This is a genomic window from Mesorhizobium sp. P2_F8, from assembly GCF_056403655.1.
Genome location: NZ_JBFUFB010000017.1, coordinates 19,156 through 35,955, shown reverse-complemented (window position 1 = coordinate 35,955; position 16,800 = coordinate 19,156). Strand labels below are relative to the sequence as shown.

16 protein-coding genes and 2 pseudogenes are annotated in these 16,800 nt (G+C 59.1%); 9 read left to right on the top strand and 9 right to left on the bottom strand.

Annotated features, from left to right (window positions below; genetic code table 11):
• Window positions 1-9: 9 nt before the first annotated feature.
• On the bottom strand, window positions 10-225 hold the full coding sequence (locus AC1DZP_RS30320; RefSeq protein ID WP_477307481.1) for a hypervirulence associated TUDOR domain-containing protein: 216 nt from the start codon (window positions 223-225) through the stop codon (window positions 10-12).
• A gap of 201 nt (window positions 226-426) precedes the next feature.
• Between AC1DZP_RS30320 and AC1DZP_RS30315 the strand changes: the two genes are divergently transcribed.
• Window positions 427-996, top strand: coding sequence for a DUF488 domain-containing protein (locus tag AC1DZP_RS30315; protein WP_477307564.1), 570 nt, complete (start codon window positions 427-429; stop codon window positions 994-996).
• A 30-nt stretch (window positions 997-1,026) separates the two neighbouring features.
• Here the strand turns inward: AC1DZP_RS30315 and pgm are convergent, their stop codons facing one another.
• From pgm to AC1DZP_RS30285, 6 genes and pseudogenes are all read right to left on the bottom strand, one after another.
• Window positions 1,027-2,682, bottom strand: coding sequence for a phosphoglucomutase (alpha-D-glucose-1,6-bisphosphate-dependent) (gene pgm, locus AC1DZP_RS30310; protein ID WP_477307479.1), 1,656 nt, complete (start codon window positions 2,680-2,682; stop codon window positions 1,027-1,029).
• A gap of 16 nt (window positions 2,683-2,698) precedes the next feature.
• Window positions 2,699-4,804, bottom strand: coding sequence for a transketolase (gene tkt / locus AC1DZP_RS30305; protein WP_477307477.1), 2,106 nt, complete (start codon window positions 4,802-4,804; stop codon window positions 2,699-2,701).
• Between the two features lie 109 nt (window positions 4,805-4,913).
• Window positions 4,914-6,569 carry a glucose-6-phosphate isomerase gene (gene pgi / locus AC1DZP_RS30300; protein ID WP_477307475.1) on the bottom strand — a complete coding sequence of 552 codons (1,656 nt, stop codon included), beginning with the start codon at window positions 6,567-6,569 and terminating at the stop codon, window positions 4,914-4,916.
• The gene (gene tal, locus AC1DZP_RS30295; protein WP_477307473.1) at window positions 6,569-7,666 is read right to left on the bottom strand and encodes a transaldolase; all 1,098 of its coding nucleotides are present in this window, start codon (window positions 7,664-7,666) and stop codon (window positions 6,569-6,571) included. The genes pgi and tal overlap by 1 nt, the downstream gene beginning before the upstream one ends.
• A 43-nt stretch (window positions 7,667-7,709) precedes the next feature.
• Window positions 7,710-7,853, bottom strand: a complete 144-nt coding sequence (locus tag AC1DZP_RS30290) for a DUF982 domain-containing protein (protein WP_477307471.1) — start codon at window positions 7,851-7,853, stop codon at window positions 7,710-7,712.
• Window positions 7,854-7,878: 25 nt separating this feature from the next.
• Window positions 7,879-7,968 (bottom strand): annotated as a pseudogene (locus AC1DZP_RS30285) (hypothetical protein); the annotation flags it as partial.
• A 210-nt stretch (window positions 7,969-8,178) separates the two neighbouring features.
• Here AC1DZP_RS30285 and AC1DZP_RS30280 point away from each other — a divergent pair.
• The 6 genes and pseudogenes from AC1DZP_RS30280 to AC1DZP_RS30255 all read left to right on the top strand — a co-directional run.
• Window positions 8,179-8,346, top strand: coding sequence for a hypothetical protein (locus AC1DZP_RS30280; protein ID WP_477307469.1), 168 nt, complete (start codon window positions 8,179-8,181; stop codon window positions 8,344-8,346).
• 318 nt (window positions 8,347-8,664) lie between these two features.
• Window positions 8,665-10,068: a cytochrome ubiquinol oxidase subunit I gene (locus AC1DZP_RS30275; RefSeq protein ID WP_477307467.1), complete on the top strand. Its 1,404-nt coding sequence runs from the start codon at window positions 8,665-8,667 to the stop codon at window positions 10,066-10,068.
• Window positions 10,065-11,075: a cytochrome d ubiquinol oxidase subunit II gene (cydB, locus tag AC1DZP_RS30270; RefSeq protein WP_477307465.1), complete on the top strand. Its 1,011-nt coding sequence runs from the start codon at window positions 10,065-10,067 to the stop codon at window positions 11,073-11,075. Before AC1DZP_RS30275 ends, cydB begins: the two co-directional genes overlap by 4 nt.
• A 258-nt stretch (window positions 11,076-11,333) precedes the next feature.
• Window positions 11,334-11,906: an NADPH-dependent FMN reductase gene (locus AC1DZP_RS30265; protein ID WP_477307463.1), complete on the top strand. Its 573-nt coding sequence runs from the start codon at window positions 11,334-11,336 to the stop codon at window positions 11,904-11,906.
• A 240-nt stretch (window positions 11,907-12,146) separates the two neighbouring features.
• Complete coding sequence (locus tag AC1DZP_RS30260; RefSeq protein ID WP_477307562.1) at window positions 12,147-12,545, top strand: hypothetical protein; 399 nt, start codon at window positions 12,147-12,149, stop codon at window positions 12,543-12,545.
• 34 nt (window positions 12,546-12,579) lie between these two features.
• Window positions 12,580-12,934, top strand: a pseudogene (locus AC1DZP_RS30255) (ATP-binding protein); the annotation flags it as partial.
• Window positions 12,935-13,492: 558 nt separating this feature from the next.
• On the opposite strand, the gene AC1DZP_RS30250 reads toward AC1DZP_RS30255, so the two are convergent.
• On the bottom strand, window positions 13,493-13,774 hold the full coding sequence (locus AC1DZP_RS30250; RefSeq protein WP_477307461.1) for a hypothetical protein: 282 nt from the start codon (window positions 13,772-13,774) through the stop codon (window positions 13,493-13,495).
• 89 nt (window positions 13,775-13,863) lie between these two features.
• On the opposite strand from AC1DZP_RS30250, the gene ligD reads away from it, so the two are divergent.
• Together ligD and AC1DZP_RS30240 are read left to right on the top strand one after the other, a co-directional pair.
• Window positions 13,864-14,214, top strand: coding sequence for a non-homologous end-joining DNA ligase LigD (gene ligD, locus AC1DZP_RS30245; protein ID WP_477307459.1), 351 nt, complete (start codon window positions 13,864-13,866; stop codon window positions 14,212-14,214).
• A 107-nt stretch (window positions 14,215-14,321) separates the two neighbouring features.
• Window positions 14,322-15,983 carry a PHP domain-containing protein gene (locus AC1DZP_RS30240; RefSeq protein WP_477307457.1) on the top strand — a complete coding sequence of 554 codons (1,662 nt, stop codon included), beginning with the start codon at window positions 14,322-14,324 and terminating at the stop codon, window positions 15,981-15,983.
• Between the two features lie 21 nt (window positions 15,984-16,004).
• Here the strand turns inward: AC1DZP_RS30240 and AC1DZP_RS30235 are convergent, their stop codons facing one another.
• Window positions 16,005-16,643, bottom strand: coding sequence for a hypothetical protein (locus tag AC1DZP_RS30235; protein ID WP_457154145.1), 639 nt, complete (start codon window positions 16,641-16,643; stop codon window positions 16,005-16,007).
• Window positions 16,644-16,800 lie beyond the last annotated feature (157 nt).

Here is a 16,800-nt window from a genome sequence, read left to right as displayed (position 1 = left end):
TGACGAAAGTCAGTCGCGAAGTCTGGTGAGCGCCGAACCCTTGTGGAAGGCAATATGGTCGGTCTTGCTGCTCTTTATCTCGTATTGCGGCGCTTCGGCGCTTGCATGGTGCGTGTAGCCATGAACATCGAAATTGTGTTTGTGCACACGAACGATCGTGCCGCTGACGCCCCCGGCTTCCGAATTCCAGCTCACGTGATCGCCGACTTCGAATCTATCCGCCATGTGGCTCGACCAAGGGTGACAGGGATTCTCGCGGAATCAAGACGCCATTCCGCACCTGGATGGCGCAATCGAATGGCGATGATCCACCACTCAACCTTTGCGCTCGAATTCGGTTCCAGCGAATCGCTTCCCGATGCAGGCGGCTTTTTTGATCTGGAAGATAAACAGGCTACAATCCGCGTCGAGGTGGCCACGGTCGCCGTGCGCCGTCAGATTGGAATCGAAACGAACAGCTTCTTCACCATAGGCCATTCCACGCGTACGATCGTCGAGTTCGCCGAACTGCTTCAGGAGTCTCGTGTCGATTTCGTTGTCGATGTGAGGTCGATGCCGCGCTCGCGCACCAATCCGCAGTTCAACGAAGACAGCCTTCCCACAACGTTGACGCCGTGGCGGATCGGCTATGAGCATATCGCTGCGCTCGGCGGCTTGCGGGGCAAGGCGCGTGGGCCGGTGCCTTCCCCCAATAGCTATTGGCGCGTTAATAGCTTTCGCAACTACGCCGACTATGCACTGACGGAGCCGTTCGCCAAAGGCTTGGCGCAACTGCGAGAGCTTGGCAGTGAGCATCGCTGCGCAATCATGTGCGCGGAAGCCGTCTGGTGGCGCTGCCACCGCCGTATCATTGCCGATTACCTGCTCGGAGAAGGCGAACGCGTCATGCACATCCTTGGGGCGGGTCATGTCGAGGAGGCCAGCCTGACGCCCGGCGCTGTCGTTCGCGAGGATGGAACGATCGTTTATCCCGGGGAGCATTTCCTCGGGAAGTAGGCATCGATCATCGCCAGCGGTGCGGCCAGTTCAGTTTCCTTTGGGTGTCCCGAACGCGTGGTCGACGATCGTCTGCGCCTCAGTCAGGATTTCGCGCAAATGGTCTTGTCCGCGAAAACTCTCTCCGTAGATCTTGTAGATATCCTCGGTGCCCGAGGGACGCGCGGCAAACCAGCCGTTTTCCGTGGCCACCTTGACGCCGCCGATTTCAGCGTTGTTGCCCGGCGCACGGCTGAGCACCGACTTGATCGGCTCTCCGGCCAAGGTCTTCGACGTGATCTGCTTGGGTGAAAGCTTCGACAGCTTTTCCTTTTGTGCCGGGGTCGCGATGGCCTGGATACGGTCGGCAACCGGCTCGCCCAGATCGTTCGTCAGGTCGCGATAAACCTCGCCGGGGTCCTTGCCCATGCTCGCCATGATCTCTGCCGACAGCAAGGCTGGAACGATGCCATCCTTGTCGGTCGTCCAGACGGCACCGTTGCGGCGCATGAACGTCGCTCCGGCGCTTTCCTCGCCGCAAAAACCCAGCGAGCCGTCCTGAAGCCCCTTGGCGAACCATTTGAAACCGACCGGCACTTCGTACAGCCTGCGCCTGAGGCTGGCGCTGACGCGATCGATCATCTGGCTGCTTACCACCGTCTTTCCGACGGCTGCGTCCCCGCGCCATTCGGGGCGATGCTGGAACAGATAGTCAATCGCCACCGACAAATAGTGATTGGGCGGCAGCAGCCCGTCGGTGCGCGTGACGATGCCGTGCCGGTCGTGATCGGTGTCGCAGGCGAAAGCGATGTCGAATTGGTCCTTCATGTTGATCAGACTTTGCATGGCGTAGGATGAAGACGGGTCCATGCGGATCTGGCCATCCCAGTCGACCGTCATGAAACGAAAGGTGGGATCGACCTGCCGATTGACGATGGTCAGGTCGAGCTTGTAGCGGTCGGCAATGGCTGGCCAGTAGTGGACTCCCGCGCCGCCGAGCGGGTCGACACCCATGCGAACATGCGCTTCGCGAATGGCGTCCATATCGATCACGTTGCCCAGATCGTTCACGTAACTATTCAGGAAATCGTACTCATGGCTTGTCGGCGCATGGAGGGCTTTCTCGAACGGCACCCGCCGCACGCCTTTCAGGCTGCTTAGAAGCAAGTCATTGGCCTGGTTTTCGATCCAGCCGGTGACGTCGGTATCCGCCGGGCCGCCATTAGGCGGATTGTACTTGAAGCCGCCGTCGCCGGGCGGATTGTGCGATGGCGTGATGACGATGCCATCGGCGAGCCCGGTCTTTCGGCCATGATTGTAGGCGAGGATCGCATGAGAGACGGCCGGGGTGGGCGTATACCCGCCACCCGCGGCCATCATGACCTCCGCTCCGTCCGCGGCCAGCACTTCCAGTGCGCTCGCAAACGCCGGTTCCGAAAGGGCATGTGTATCGATGCCGATGAAGATCGGGCCGTCGATGCCCTGTCGCTTGCGGTACAGGCAAATTGCTTGGCTGATTGCCAGAACATGTGCTTCGTTGAACGTTCTCTCGAATGCCGACCCGCGATGCCCTGAAGTCCCGAATGCCACGCGCTGCAACGCGTTGGAAGGGTCCGGCGCTTGGCTATAGTAGGCCGTGACAAGCTTGGCGACATTGACCAGCATGTCGGGCGGGGCCGGCTTTCCGGCCAATGGACTGATGTTCATGATCGTGCTGATTGCCTCATTTGGTGAAAGCCGCGCTAGCTGGAGCTTGAATGCCTGCGATCTGCGCTTTCGCTGCCACGACGACGTGTGCTGGTTCGAATCCGAAGTGTTCTGCGACAACTTTCGATGGTGCTGACAAGCCGAAACTGTGCAGAGCGAGGATAGCGCCGTCGAAGCCCGTATAGCGCTCCCACCCGAAACCAGATGCTTCCTCGACCGCCACCCGGGCCTTTACCGCGGGCGGCAGGACCATCTCGCGATAGTCCTTCACTTGGCTTTCGAACAATTCCCATGACGGCATGCTGACGACGCGCGCCTTGATGCCCTCGGCCTTCAGCTGTTCATAGGCCGCCACGCAGAGCGCGACTTCGCTGCCAGTCGCCAGCAGCAGGACATCGGGCTTGCCGTCGGGAGTATCGGCCAGCACATAGGCGCCCTGCGCCACGCCGCCTGCGTTCGCATAGATCGAGCGATCGATCGTCGGCACAGCCTGTCTCGTCAGCACGAGGCAGACGGGCCTGTCCCTCAGATGCATGATGACCTTCCATGCCTCCACGACTTCGTTCGCGTCTGCAGGGCGCAGCACGACCATGCCGGGCATGGCGCGGAACGAGGCAAGCTGCTCGATGGGCTGATGGGTTGGCCCGTCCTCGCCGAGACTTATGGAATCATGGGTCCAGATGGAGATGAGCGGGAGTTCCATCATCGAACTCAACCTCAGCGCCGCGCGGCAATAGTCGGTGAAGATCAGGAAGCTGGAGACGAACGGCCGTAGCTTCGACAGGCTCATGCCGTTGCCGATGGCGCACATGGCATGTTCGCGCAGGCCGAAGTGGAAATTCCGCCCGCCGTAGCTCACGGCCTGTTCACCCTTGGGGGTCTGAAAGTCGCCGGCAAAGTCAAATTCGAGGCTCGTTTTGGTTGACGGGGACAGGTCGGCCGCGCCACCCATCAGCCATGGCATGTGTTCCGCGATGGCGTTCAACACCTGACCGGATGAGTCCCGCGTCGCGAGGCCTTTCGCATCGGCCGCGAAGACGGGTAGCGAGGCGTCCCACCCGGGAGCAACTTCACGTAGCTGCATCTGATCGATCTGTTCGGCCAGGTCGGGATATTGTTTACGATAGGCCGCGAACAATTTTCGCCAGGCGGCATGAGCGGCGTCCCCACGCTTGCCCATATGTGCGCGGAAATGCGCCACGACCCCTTCCGGAACCTTGAAATCGGCGTCCGGATCCCAGCCGTAGAATTCCTTCGTCAGCCGAACCTCTTCGGTGCCCAGCGCCTCTCCGTGAGCTTTGTTTGTGTCATGCTTGTGCGGCGCGCCATAACCGATATGGCTTTGAACGATGATCAGCGTGGGGCGGTCATGCGTATCGATGAACGTCTGATAGGCCTTGCCCAGCAACACCAGATCGTTTGCATCGCTTACCCGCTCGACGTGCCATCCGTATGCGGCGAAGCGGGTTGCCACATCTTCAGTGAACGTAAGGGCAGTAGGACCCTCGATGGTGATGTGATTGTCGTCGTAGATCCAGCAGAGGTTCGACAATTTGAGGTGTCCCGCCAGCGATGCTGCCTCGCTGCTGAGCCCCTCCATCATGTCGCCGTCGCTGCACAGGGCATAGACGTTGTGCGAGAACAGAGCATAGTCGGGTCGATTGTACGTGGCCGCCAGCCACTGTTCCGCAATTGCCATGCCAACGCTTGTCGCGGCGCCTTGTCCGAGAGGACCTGTCGTGGTTTCCACGCCCGAGGTCCAGCCATATTCGGGATGCCCCGTGCAGTGGCTGCCAGCTTGGCGAAAATTCTTGAGATCGTCCAACATCACGGCAAGTCGATCGCCCGATGGATAGCTCGGGCCCTTTGCCTTGACGCCGCACAGGTAAAGCAAGCTGTAGAGCAGGGCGCAGGCATGCCCGGCCGAAAGAACGAAGCGGTCGCGGTTCGGCCAATCAGGGTCGGCAGGGTCGTAGCGCAGGAAGCGCTGCCACAGGCAATAGGCCGTCGGCGCGGCATCCAGCGGCGTTCCGGGATGGCCAGATTTTGCTTTCTGAACCGCGTCAATGGAAAGCGTTCGCAGCGTGTTGATACAAAGCTGGTCAAGTGGCACCGGTTTCATGGGAAATCCTTTGATCGGGTTTATGCAACCCGACTGTCAAAGTGCTGGCGGGTTGCGCTGTTGAAGGTTTGGTCAGGTCGGCGCCATGGGCGACCGGCCTCACCGCATTTCATTTCTTTCGCCTCCGGAATCGGCGATAGCGCTCGATCAAAGCGTTGGTCGAACTGTCATGTTGGAGATTTGGGATCTCGGAGGCTGCCAGCTCAGAGATTGTTTTCTCGGCCAGTGCCTTGCCCAGCTCGACGCCCCATTGGTCAAATGAGTCGATGTTCCAGATGACGCCTTGCGTGAAGACGCTGTGCTCGTAGAGCGCCACTAGACTGCCGAGGGTCTTTGGGGTCAGGCGCTCGGCAAGCAGAGTGTTGGTGGGGCCGTTACCTTCGAAGGTGCGGTGCGGAATCAGCCAGTCCGGCGTCCCTTCGGCCCTGACTTCATCTTCCGTTTTGCCGAAAGCCAGCGCCTCGGTCTGCGCGAAAAGATTTGCCATCAGGAGATCGTGGTGGCGTCCCAGCGGATTCAATGCCTGGCAAAACCCGATGAAGTCGCACGGAACCAGCTTGGTTCCCTGRTGAATCAGTTGATAGAATGAATGCTGCCCGTTGGTGCCAGGTTCGCCCCAATAGATCGGCCCTGTCTGGTAATCGACTTTCGTGCCGCCAAGCGTGACGTGCTTGCCGTTGCTTTCCATCGTCAGTTGCTGGAGATAGGCAGGAAAGCGCTTTAGATATTGCTCGTAGGGTAGTATCGCGACCGTCCGCGCCTCGAAGAAATTGTTGTACCAAACTGCGAGCAGGCCCATCAGCGCCGGCAGGTTCTCACCGAACGGCGCGGTTCGGAAGTGCTGGTCCATGTCGTGGAAGCCCGACAGCATCGCCTGGAAATTGTCCCCCCCGACGGCGAGCATGGTGGATAGGCCGATCGCCGAATCCATCGAATAGCGGCCACCGTCCCAATCCCACATGCCAAACATCTGATTGGTGTCGATGCCGAATTCGGCGACCCCTTCGGCATTGGTCGAGACGGCGACGAAATGCCGGGCGACCGCCTGCTCGTCGCCCAGCTTGTGCAGTATCCATTCCCGTGCGGTGTGAGCGTTCGTCAGCGTTTCCAACGTCCTGAACGTCTTCGAGCAGATGATGAACAGCGTTTCTTCAGGATTCAGGTCCCGCGTCGCTTCAACGAAGTCGGTCCCGTCGATGTTTGAGATGAAGCGGAAAACCATGTCGCGGCGGCTATAATGGCGCAGTGCTTCATAGGCCATGACGGGCCCGAGGTCCGAGCCGCCGATGCCGATATTGATGACGTTTCGGATCGGCAGGCCTGTATGGCCGTGCCATGCGCCGCTGTGAATCTTGTCCGTGAAATCGGCCATCTTGCCGAGCACCGCGTGTACTTCCGGCACGACGTCGATACCGTCGACTAAAATTCGCTCGCCAATAGGCGCGCGCAGCGCCGTGTGAAGCACCGCGCGCTGCTCCGTCACATTGATCTTCTGACCGCTGAACATCGCTTCGATGCGCTCACGCAGCCTGCACGCCTCGGCAAGTTCAATGAGAAGCTGGACCGTCTCAGCCGTGATGCGGTTTTTCGAATAGTCGAGATAAAGTCCGCAGGCGTCGATGGCGAAACGCTTACCCCGCTGGGGATCATTGGCGAAGAGCTGTCGCAGATGTAACAGGCGCACGTCCTGGTAGTGCGTTAGCAATGCCTTCCAGGCTGCAAGTTGCGTGAGCGGCAATGTCCTGGCCGCAAGAAGCGCGCTCATCATCCGCCGGCCGAAGCGTGGCGGTGTAACTGCTCGCTCTTCGACGCAATCACCGCCATCAGATCAGTCCACGATTTGGTGAAGGATTGCGCGCCTTCCAGCTGGAGCCGCGCGGCAAGCGCCTGAATGTCGACGCCGGCTTTTGCAAAGTCGCCAAGCACTATTTCGCTCTCGCCGCCATCCTCCCGCATAACGCCCCTCACCGCACCCTCTTTCGAGAACGCATGAAGCGTCTTCTCCGGAATGGTGTTGATGGTGTCCGGTGCGGCGAGCGCTTCAATGTAATAGGATTGCGGAAGCTGCGGATCCTTGGTCCCGGTGCTCGCCCAAAGCAGACGCTGTGACAGTGCGCCGGCATTGGCCAGCTTGCGCCACCCGGAAGAGGCAAGCCCCTCCCGGTAGGCTTTATAGACTTGCCCGGATATGGCGATGCCGAGGCGGTTCCGCAGCGCTGGGCTAACCTTGTCCATCACCGCCTTGTCCCAGCGGCTGACGAAGATCGAGGCGACCGAGGCGATCTTCGGGTCGAGCCCGGCATGGATCCGGCGCTGAATGCCTCGGCAATACGCGTCAGCCGCCGCTATGTACTGCTCACGCGAAAACAGCAGGGTGACATTCACGGGGACCCCGGCGAAAATCGAAGCCTCGATTGCCTCGACACCTGCGGCCGTGCCCGGAATCTTGATGAACAGGTTGGAACAGTGCGCCTGTGCGTGCAGCAGCTTTGCAGCCTCGACGGTGCCGCCGGCATCGTTAGCCAGCAGAGGCGACACTTCCAGGGAAACCCAGCCATCGACGCCGCCCGTCGCTTCATGGACCGGACGGAACAGTGCTGCGGCCTGCGTCAGGTCTTCGAGCGCCAATTCGAAGAATAGCTGCTCGCCGCTTTGCCCGTCCCCGCCTTTTCGGTGAAGGGTCTCGTCGTAAGCCGCGCTGTTTCTAATGGCTTCATCGAAAATTGTGGGGTTCGACGTCAACCCAGTCACAGAAAATTCGGTGCAATAGCGCCGAAGGGTGCCACTGCTCAGCAGATCGCGGGTGATGTTGTCCAACCAAAGGCTCTGGCCGAGTTCGTGCAATTGGGTTGTTGCGTTCATGGCGCCCTCGCTAGTGGCGGGAAATGGTCCATCCCGGCATTGTCTATTGGTTCGCACAATCGACCAACATGTGCGCTTCCCGCGCTGCGTCGATGAACGCATCTCTTGCGATGTCGGCGGGAACATTGCCGTTCAAGGCCTGTCGGCACCGCCCGTTTCGCAGATCGGTGCTTGTCGCTTCTTTCACTGCGCCAATGATCGTTGAGCAGGTCAAAAGCTTGCCGAGCGTTAATAAGGTTTCGAATGTCGCTGCTTATGCCGGTGGCGACAGACAGTGGCTTGGAAGACCACGCAACGTACATGGGACAGGCCTCGGATTGGCTGAACCCACGCAACGCGCTTCCTCGGGGGAAGTTTCATCAACAGGCATCACCCTTGCGTGAAACCAGGGTGTGTGAGTATGGCGCCGAAATGAAAAACCCACCTCGGCGGCGGGTCGCGGGCGCAAATCCACTATGCCCGTATTAGCAGCACAGTTGCCGGGTCACTAGGCAACCGGGTCGTGCACCGGGGTGTCGATCGCACCTCTGGCTGTGCTGTACAGCCTCGGTGAACAGTGGCAGCCGGGTCAGCCGGTCATCATCTCGCCAAGCCTCACCGACGTACAAGCCAAGGAACGGTTTCCGCAAGGCCGAACGGAGCTTCGGCCATATCTTCGCATAGTGCAGTTACAGGACTGAATCCCAGCAAATGCCGTAGGCTTTGCGATCAATTCTTTGCAGCGGCGAACGGGGGCGCCGCCGACTGTCCCATTTCGACGCAGTAGCCGCTGGACAACTCCTTTGGCTGTCTCCTTCGAAAGGCTCACTAGGGTACATTTGGTGGGCAGGTTCGAGATTGAAGACTAGACAGAAGAGCGGTTTCGAATCCTTGTATCGACACCGACGCCAATTTCTATAGCTTGATCACGGCGTTGAAGCGAGGCGTGATCTCTGTGGCGGCTGCCGCAGCATATGAAGTGATTCTCGCCGGCTCGCCTGCATCGGGAGAGACGAGTAATGGATTTTGATCCTGTATTCCTGTCGCGACTGCAATTTGCCTGGGTGATCGGCTGGCACATCCTGCTGCCGGCCATCACCGTTGGGTTGGCCGCCTTCATCGCGATGCTGGAGGGCCTCAATTTTTTCACCGGGAAGGACATCTATCTCCGCATCTCGACGTTCTGGATCAAAATATTCTCGATTGCATTCGGGATGGGCGTCGTCACAGGCGTTGTGATGCCTTTCCAGTTCGGCACGAACTGGAGCCGCTTTTCCGACGCGACCGCCAATGTCCTTTCACCGCTTTTCGCCTATGAGGGCCTGACGGCGTTCTTCCTGGAGGCGGCCTTCCTTGGCGTCCTTCTGTTCGGACGGCAGCTGGTGCCACGCTGGGCGCATTTTGTCGCCGCGCTGATGGTGGCACTGGGAACTTTGCTTTCTTCCTTCTGGATCCTGTCGGCCAATAGCTGGATGCAGACGCCGGCCGGCTACGAGATCATCGACGGCCGGTTCTTCCCGACCGACTGGTTCAAGGTGGTCTTCAATCCTTCCTTTCCCTACAGGTTGGCGCACACCGTCGTCGCCTTCTTCGTCACGACCGGCTTCGTCGTCATGGGCGTCGGCGCCTATCTGATGCGTCGCGGGAGGTCGGCCGCGGAAGGGCGAACGATGCTGTCGATGACGCTCTGGCTGCTTACAGTGCTGGTCCCACTCCAGATTTTCATCGGCGACCAGCATGGTCTGAATACGCTTGAGCACCAGCCGGCAAAGCTCGCTGCAATCGAAGCGCGTTGGGAAACCGCGCGGCAGGTGCCACTTACCCTGTTCGCCATTCCGGACGACAACGGCGAGCGCAACCGATTTGCCATCGACCTTCCCTGGCTTGGGAGCCTCATCCTAACCCACCAGCTTGACGGCGAGATCAAGGGCCTCAAGGACTTTCCGGCCGATCAGCGTCCGCCCGTCGCGATCCCCTTCTTCGCCTTCCGGATCATGGTCGGCTGCGGCCTGCTGATGCTCGGCCTCGTCCTTTTTGGTGGATGGCTTCGCTGGCGCGGCCGGCTGGACACTTCGCCGGCTTTTCTCACGATCACTCAGATCGCGGCGCCCATCGGCTTCGTGGCGGTTATCGCCGGATGGATCACCACCGAGGTCGGACGCCAGCCCTGGACGGTCTACGGCCTGCTGCGTACGGCGGAATCGGTGACACCGTCGCTGACGAGGTCCGATGTTGTGATCTCGCTGCTTGGCTACATCGCCGTCTATCTCATCATCTATCCTGCGGGCCTCTTCCTGATGCTGCGCATCGTGCGCAAAGGCCCGTCCATCGTCGCCGATGAGGGCGCTGAGATCGAAGGGGGTAGGCCCGAGGCGCCGGTTCGTGCCGGAGCGGTCGAACTTCGAGAGGGGGAAGTGCGATGACCCAAGTGCTGGATTTCGTGCCGATCTGGACACTGATCCTCGGCATGGCGGTGTTCTTCTACGTGCTTCTGGACGGCTTCGACCTTGGCGTCGGCATGCTTTACGGCTTCGCGCCCGACACGGCGTCCCGCAACACGATCATGAACTCGATCGCGCCGATCTGGGACGGCAACGAGACATGGCTGGTGCTGGGCGGCCTGGGACTTCTTGCGGCGTTTCCGCTTGCCTTCGCCATCATCATTCCCGCGGTGTATTTTCCCATCCTCGTCATGCTGCTGGCGCTGGTGTTCCGTGGCGTGGCGTTCGAGTTCCGCTTCCGCGATGCCGAGCACAAGACCTTCTGGGACCATGGTTTCTGCTATGGCTCGGCCGTCGCCACCTTTGCTCAAGGGGTCGTGCTCGGCGCCTTCATCCAGGGTTTCGAGGTCACTGGCAGGCAGTTCTCGGGAGGGTCCTTCGACTTTCTGACGCCGTTCTCGCTTTTGACGGGCTTTGCCCTTCTGTTCGGCTATGGGCTTTTGGGCGCGGGCTGGCTGATCTTGAAGACAAACGGAGCGGTACAGGAAACAGCGCGTCGGCACGGCCGCGCGTGCCTTGTTGGCGTGCTCATCGGTATCGGCTTGGTCAGCATCTGGACCCCATTCATGAGCGAGGCCATCGCCTCGCGCTGGTTTGCCTGGCCCAACGTTCTATATTTGGCCCCGGTGCCCTTAGCGACCGCGGCGGTGGCATTCTTCACGTGGCGGTTTCTGGACAGCGCAAGTGAGATAAAGCCCTTCATCGGCGCCATCGGTCTTTTCATGCTCTCTTACGTCGGTATCGCGATCAGCCTCTTTCCGATGATTGTTCCTTATCATTTCACGCTTTGGGAATCGGCTTCGTCCGAGCGCACGCAAGCGTTCCTGCTTGTCGGCACGCTCGTGTTGCTGCCGGTGATCCTGATGTACACCGGCTGGTCCTATTGGGTGTTTCGCGGCAAGGTCCGTACAAATGTCGGATATCATTGATTTCGTTGTGCGGATCCACTCAGTCGCTTGGTGGCTCGCTGGCAGCTCAAATGAGACTGTGAGCTGCGGTGTGGCCGTCACCTAAACTGTCCGCAACCTGTCGCCACGAACCAGCAGCGCAGGTACCCGCTCTTTCGATTTTCGCTTCATCGCGTCGTGAACCCTGCAGCAGTTGGCTCCAGCCGCTTGCCTAAATGTGCTGGTGCCCGACTTTGACTGAGCAGATACTGTTTGGGGGCGGCAATATGGGAGTGCCTGATGACCACGCACAAAGTCGGCTATCTGATTGGTAGCCTCGCCACGGCATCRATCAATCGCAAGCTTGCGAAAGCGCTTGTGCAGCTTGCTCCACCAGAGCTTGAAATGTCGGAGATTTCCTTCAAGGATTTGCCGCTCTACAGCTACGACTACGATGCTGACTTTCCACCTGTCGCGCGCGCCTTCAAAGACTCTATCGCCGCTGTGGAGGCAGTCCTTTTCATAACGCCCGAGTATAACCGCTCGATCCCAGGTGGGTTGAAGAACGCAATCGACTGGGCCAGCCGCCCTTATGGCAAGAACTCCTTCGCCCGCAAGCCCTCAGCTGTCATTGGGACCTCGCCCGGAACCATAGGGACCGCCGTGGCCCAGCAGAGCCTGCGCAGCGTGCTTAGCTTCTGCAACTCCCCGCAGATGAACGCTCCGGAAGCCTACATCCAGTTCACGCCGGGCCTGATCACGGAGAGCGGCGAAGTCACGGTCGAATCCACGCAGGAGTTCTTGCGCAACTACATGGCCGAGTTCCATATGTTCATCGCACGGGTACTTCAGGTGCTTCCCAAGGATGCCTGATGTTGTCACGGAGCCTCTAGACGGCTGCGATCCGGAGGCTGAGGGAAGGGCGGCTTGCTTGCTGCCTTTCGCAACACCGCATTGGATCCGGGGCGTGATCGCTATCGGGACTTCGGCCCGACACACCCCCCTCTGCTAACGGTCGTCCTGTCGCTTATGAAAAGGACCAGGGATGGCTGGTGTGGATAATCAGCCGTGGCGGCTTGCCGATTGGGCCAACCGGCGCGCATTCTCGCAGCTATGGTGGCGGAGCATGTAGAATTGGCCTTGTTTGAACAGTCACTCGGCAACATCGAGGGCCTCAATCGACCGTTCTGTGATCGTGTGGCTGACGCCGCGGAAGAAACCGATGGGTCGGTTCTGTTCGATGTTCGCGTCGACGACGACACCTGCGTTCAGAGGATAGCTGCGATTGGATATGGCGTAATCGGCACAGCTATAATCGTGATGGGGAAGAACGGACAACTTAGATGCGCATCGGTAAACGGGGACACCGCTCTTTTGGTGGCAGAATTGGCTGACTGGAATGCGTCTCCGCTGAGTGAGCAAGCGAAGGTTGATCACCGCGGAACAGCCAGCATCCTGCTAGCGAAGCTCCGTAGTTCCGGTCACTTCGGCCGGGATGGTTGGTGTTCCTAAGCGAGAGTTAGGCGGCATTAGCCACCTTCCTAACGCTCGCGGCCGCTTCTTCAATGTCGTCGATCTGGTCAACAGGCTCGACACCGAGACCCGCGCCGGCCGCCAGGGCCAAATTGCCGATCACCTGACCCGGCTCGACTTCGTCGTGCTCGATGAACTCGGCTATCTCTCCTTCGCCCAATCCGGTGGCCAATTGCTCTTCCATCTCATCAGCCGGCTCTACGAGCGCACCTCAATCATCATCACCACCAATCTCGCCTTCGGTGAATGGCCGAGCGTCTTCGGCGACGCCAAGACGACCGCGCTGCTTGATCACCTTACGGATCTTTGCGAGATCGTCGAGACCGGAAACGAATCCCTGGCGCTTCAAAAGCCCCTCTCAAAGCTAAAGCCGAAAAGCCAATCAGGCGCGCCCAATCAGGCTGTGCAACCCTGACCAGCTTCATTTAATCGGGCGCTCACCGCCGTGGCCTTCACCGCCCCAAACCGGGGTTCCTTTTGCGCGAAACATGGGTCCCGATTCCACGGTCATTGACACAGGATCGCTATGGACGCGTGCCTACGATTCTTCACGGACATTTCCAACCGGTCGCGGCTGTAAAATAGGTGTTCGGATTCCAATGGCTTAGTCAAGTTCCATAAGATAGATTATGCGACTTTCACAAGTAACGGCAAATATCTTTTTCCAATTAAAAAGCAACTAATCGCCTCGAACAGGTTTATTTAGACGCTTATCAACGACAAAAACCAGCTTTCAGCAATATCGCCTACTAGACATATTAATTGATTAGCAGGCGCTATTTATTAATTGATTAGCAGGCGCTATTTAAGGCTGCCATCATCCTTTTGATTAAATTTGACTGGAGACCCTGAACTCTTCCGAGCAGCTGGGCAGGTGTTCCAGGTCAAACCATATCGTCCTTCGCTCGCCTTCCCTCTCGGCGCACTCACTTGTGTGGCATACAATAGACGCCCTCTGATACCATCAGTACCGCGCCACCCTTCAACTCGCTCAATGCGCCGACCCACGCTTGCGAATAAGTGCGGCTGGCATCCACGGCCGTCAGCCAAAGAACGCGATTGTCGGCCAGTTCAACCTTAACTTCCTGCTGCAAAGGGCTCCCCTGCACGGTCTGTTGATAGTGGCGTTTGATCCTGACATTGCTGGCCGGAAACTCAGCTTCGTTGCTGCCGTAGTTCAGCACAAATCCCGTGTGGTCCTCAGCCACTGAGCAACCGCCATCACGCTCGCACACGATTTTGGTAGCTGTGTTGCAGTCCCATTTCGGTGAAGCGGGCCACATAGGATTGTCCACGTTTGATCGCGGCTTGTCGCTCTGACCAGCCGCTGTCAACACGACGCCTGGCCCAAGCGGTCGCCCAGAGCGATCCGGCCCATTTCACGGCCGTTTTGTCAAAGGCGCGCCGCAAGGGTCGTATCTTTGTGGACTATCTACGCAATCAGCGCGGGGCGACCGCTATCATGCCCTACAGCGCAAGATCACGACCGGGCGCTCCTGTCGCAGCACCGATCACGTGCGCGGAGATGAAGACAATAGATTCCCCCTCTCATTTCCACGTGGGCGATGCTCCTCAATTAAAGACACGCGCAGCCTCGAAAGCTCTGGCGGGATGGGGTCGCGCTGACCAATCCTTGCCCAGTCTGTAGCGTCCGACGCGGGAGGAGACAGTAAAGCCGGGATTTAAAGGGCAACGCGGCGCTCATGGCCTTGCCTGATTGGAACCTGCGGAGATCGGCTTCGTTTGGCTGTAGCCATGGCAAAAATCGATCCGAGGACTGTCGCCAGTCTTTTGAGGGAATATGCGCAACGGGCGTCTATGCGCGGCGACAATCCCTATCGCACAAAGGCATACTTGCGCGCGGCAGACAGTCTGATGGCGCTGTCGCAACCGCTTGATCGGATCATTGCCGCCGGCGCCCTCACTAGGATCCCGGGGATCGGTGACGCGATCGCAGACATCGTGACCAAACTTCACCAAACCGGCACGCACCCAAGCCTTGAGAAGCTGCGCGAGGATGTTCCAGCGGGCGTGATGGAGCTGTTTGCCATACCCGGCCTTCGTCCCGATAAGATACTGAAGCTTCATCAGGCGCTCGGCGTGAACTCGCTGGCGGAGCTTGAGGCCGCAGCAAGAGAAGACCGCATACGCCCAGTCAAAGGCCTCGGCGCCGCGCTTCAGACAAAGCTCCTGCAGAACCTGGCCATCGTGCGAAGCGGCGAAACGCAACTTCACCTGCACAAGGCCGCCGCCCTTCTCGAACATGCGGTCATATCGGTGAAGCAAGCGCATCCAGAGTTTTCGCGCGTCGAAATTGCAGGTGACTTCCGGCGCGGTTGCGAGCTCGTTTCCGACTTCGCCCTGGTAGCGCAGGGCAGAAAGTCGACTAGTATCGAGGATACAACCCTCAGGCTTGTTGTCACGGACAGGAAGCACTTTGGCGCGAGCCTGCTCGAAGCAACCGGTTCGGCAGACCACCTTGAGCAACTGAAGACGTTCGCGGCCGACAAGGGATTCACCCTTAAGGCTGACGGGCTTCACCGCGGCAGAAAGCTGATCGCGTCAGAGACAGAGGAAGAAATCTACCAAGCTCTAAACCTGCAGTTTATCGAGCCTGAATTGCGCGAAGGCAGGGACGAGATTGAGCGAGCGGCAAAGCAGAAGCTACCCGCCCTCATTCGGGATGAAGATCTGCATGGCATCCTGCATTCTCACACGACCGCATCCGACGGCACCGAAACGCTTGAGGCAATGGCTGAAGCCACGCGCAGGCGCGGGTTCGAATACTATGGTGTCGCCGATCATTCGCAGTCCGCTCACTACGCAGGCGGCCTTTCGTTGCAGGAAATTGCTGAACAACACCGCGAAGCTGACCGGCTGAACAAGGCATACGATGGAAAATTTCGGATATTGAAGGGCATCGAGGCGGACATCATGGYGGACGGCTCGCTCGATTACCCGAATGATATCCTGGAGCAGTTCGATTTCGTTGTCGCCAGCGTGCACAGCCGCTTCAAGTTGCCAAAGAAGGAACAGACGGAGCGTATCATCGAGGCGATCGGAAATCCTCGGACGACAATCATCGGGCACATGACCGGACGCCAGCTGTTGCGCCGGCCCGGTTATGATCTCGACGTCGACAAAGTCCTCAAAGCGTGTGCGAAACACGGCATCGCTGTCGAAATCAACGCTCATCCCTGGCGACTCGACCTCGACTGGCGCTGGCATCAAAAGGCACTCGATCAGGGCTGCATCTTCAGCATCAATCCGGACGCTCATTCGATCCGGGAGCTCGACCACATGCATTGGGGTGTCGAAATGGCGCGCAAGGGCGGTGTCCCCGCGAAGCGGGTCCTGAATGCGATGCGTTTGCCGGCCCTCCTTGCGCATCTCGCACGGCGCAGGCAAACGTCCTAAACTGCTTGTGCGCCCGGCCTGTCAGCGCAGGAGCCCGTCCTTCTCAAAATCTTCCCAGCCGCGCAAACGGGAGTGCGAGTTCTCATCGGGGCCATAGGCAGCTGAAGCTGCAATTCCGCGACCGCTTCTTTGAGCGCGTTTCATAGCGGCCTTCCCAGCGGCTCGCCGCCTATTGTCTGCAGCTGTCGCTGCGTCCTGTTCGCGCCAGACCGTAACCAGGTCGCGGTCAAGCACATCCTCCACGTGCCGCGGGTCGAACACGTGAAAGGTGATGTTCCTTGCCCGCCCGCGGAGTTTCACCTTTTTCGTCCCGGCGCTCTGCAAGCGACCATCTTTCAGCCAGCGGTGCCGTTCGGCCGTCGAGATCGTCAGAATGTCCTCGATTTCACGGGGAATTACGGGCAGCTCTTCGATGTTCTGCAGTGCTTTGGATACGATCCCCATTGCCACCTGCACATCATTTTCGGCGCCCTCAGACAGGCGCAGGGTGAGCACGCGGGACTCGATATGGAGCAGTTTCCTGAACTCTGTTGGAAGGCGGGCGCGTATTTCGAGAAAAATACCCCTCGCTCTGACGGACGATCCAAGCGTCGCAGCCGGGGTTAAAGGCCACTCTCCAATCAGCTTCGCTGTTGCATTGATTTTTCGGCGCGCGGACATGCCCCTTTATATAGGTCACCGATTTTCAGCAGCGATGAGCCGATCGTTCTAATCCGCCTGCGGTCTGAACCACGATGCTCTAAGGACGCAACCACGATTGTTAGCGGGTCCGATTGCAATTTCGGCTAACAGGAAGCGGCAGAGTTTATCTCACAGT

What these genes read in the sequence shown, in the direction of transcription:
- AC1DZP_RS30320 (WP_477307481.1), bottom strand. Translation starts at nt 225, where the DNA reads ATGGCGGATAGATTCGAAGTCGGCGATCACGTGAGCTGGAATTCGGAA.
- pgm (WP_477307479.1), bottom strand. Translation starts at nt 2,682, where the DNA reads ATGAACATCAGTCCATTGGCCGGAAAGCCGGCCCCGCCCGACATGCTG.
- tkt (WP_477307477.1), bottom strand. Translation starts at nt 4,804, where the DNA reads ATGAAACCGGTGCCACTTGACCAGCTTTGTATCAACACGCTGCGAACG.
- tal (WP_477307473.1), bottom strand. Translation starts at nt 7,666, where the DNA reads ATGAACGCAACAACCCAATTGCACGAACTCGGCCAGAGCCTTTGGTTG.
- AC1DZP_RS30275 (WP_477307467.1), top strand. Translation starts at nt 8,665, where the DNA reads ATGGATTTTGATCCTGTATTCCTGTCGCGACTGCAATTTGCCTGGGTG.
- cydB (WP_477307465.1), top strand. Translation starts at nt 10,065, where the DNA reads ATGACCCAAGTGCTGGATTTCGTGCCGATCTGGACACTGATCCTCGGC.
- AC1DZP_RS30260 (WP_477307562.1), top strand. Translation starts at nt 12,147, where the DNA reads ATGGTGGCGGAGCATGTAGAATTGGCCTTGTTTGAACAGTCACTCGGC.
- AC1DZP_RS30235 (WP_457154145.1), bottom strand. Translation starts at nt 16,643, where the DNA reads ATGTCCGCGCGCCGAAAAATCAATGCAACAGCGAAGCTGATTGGAGAG.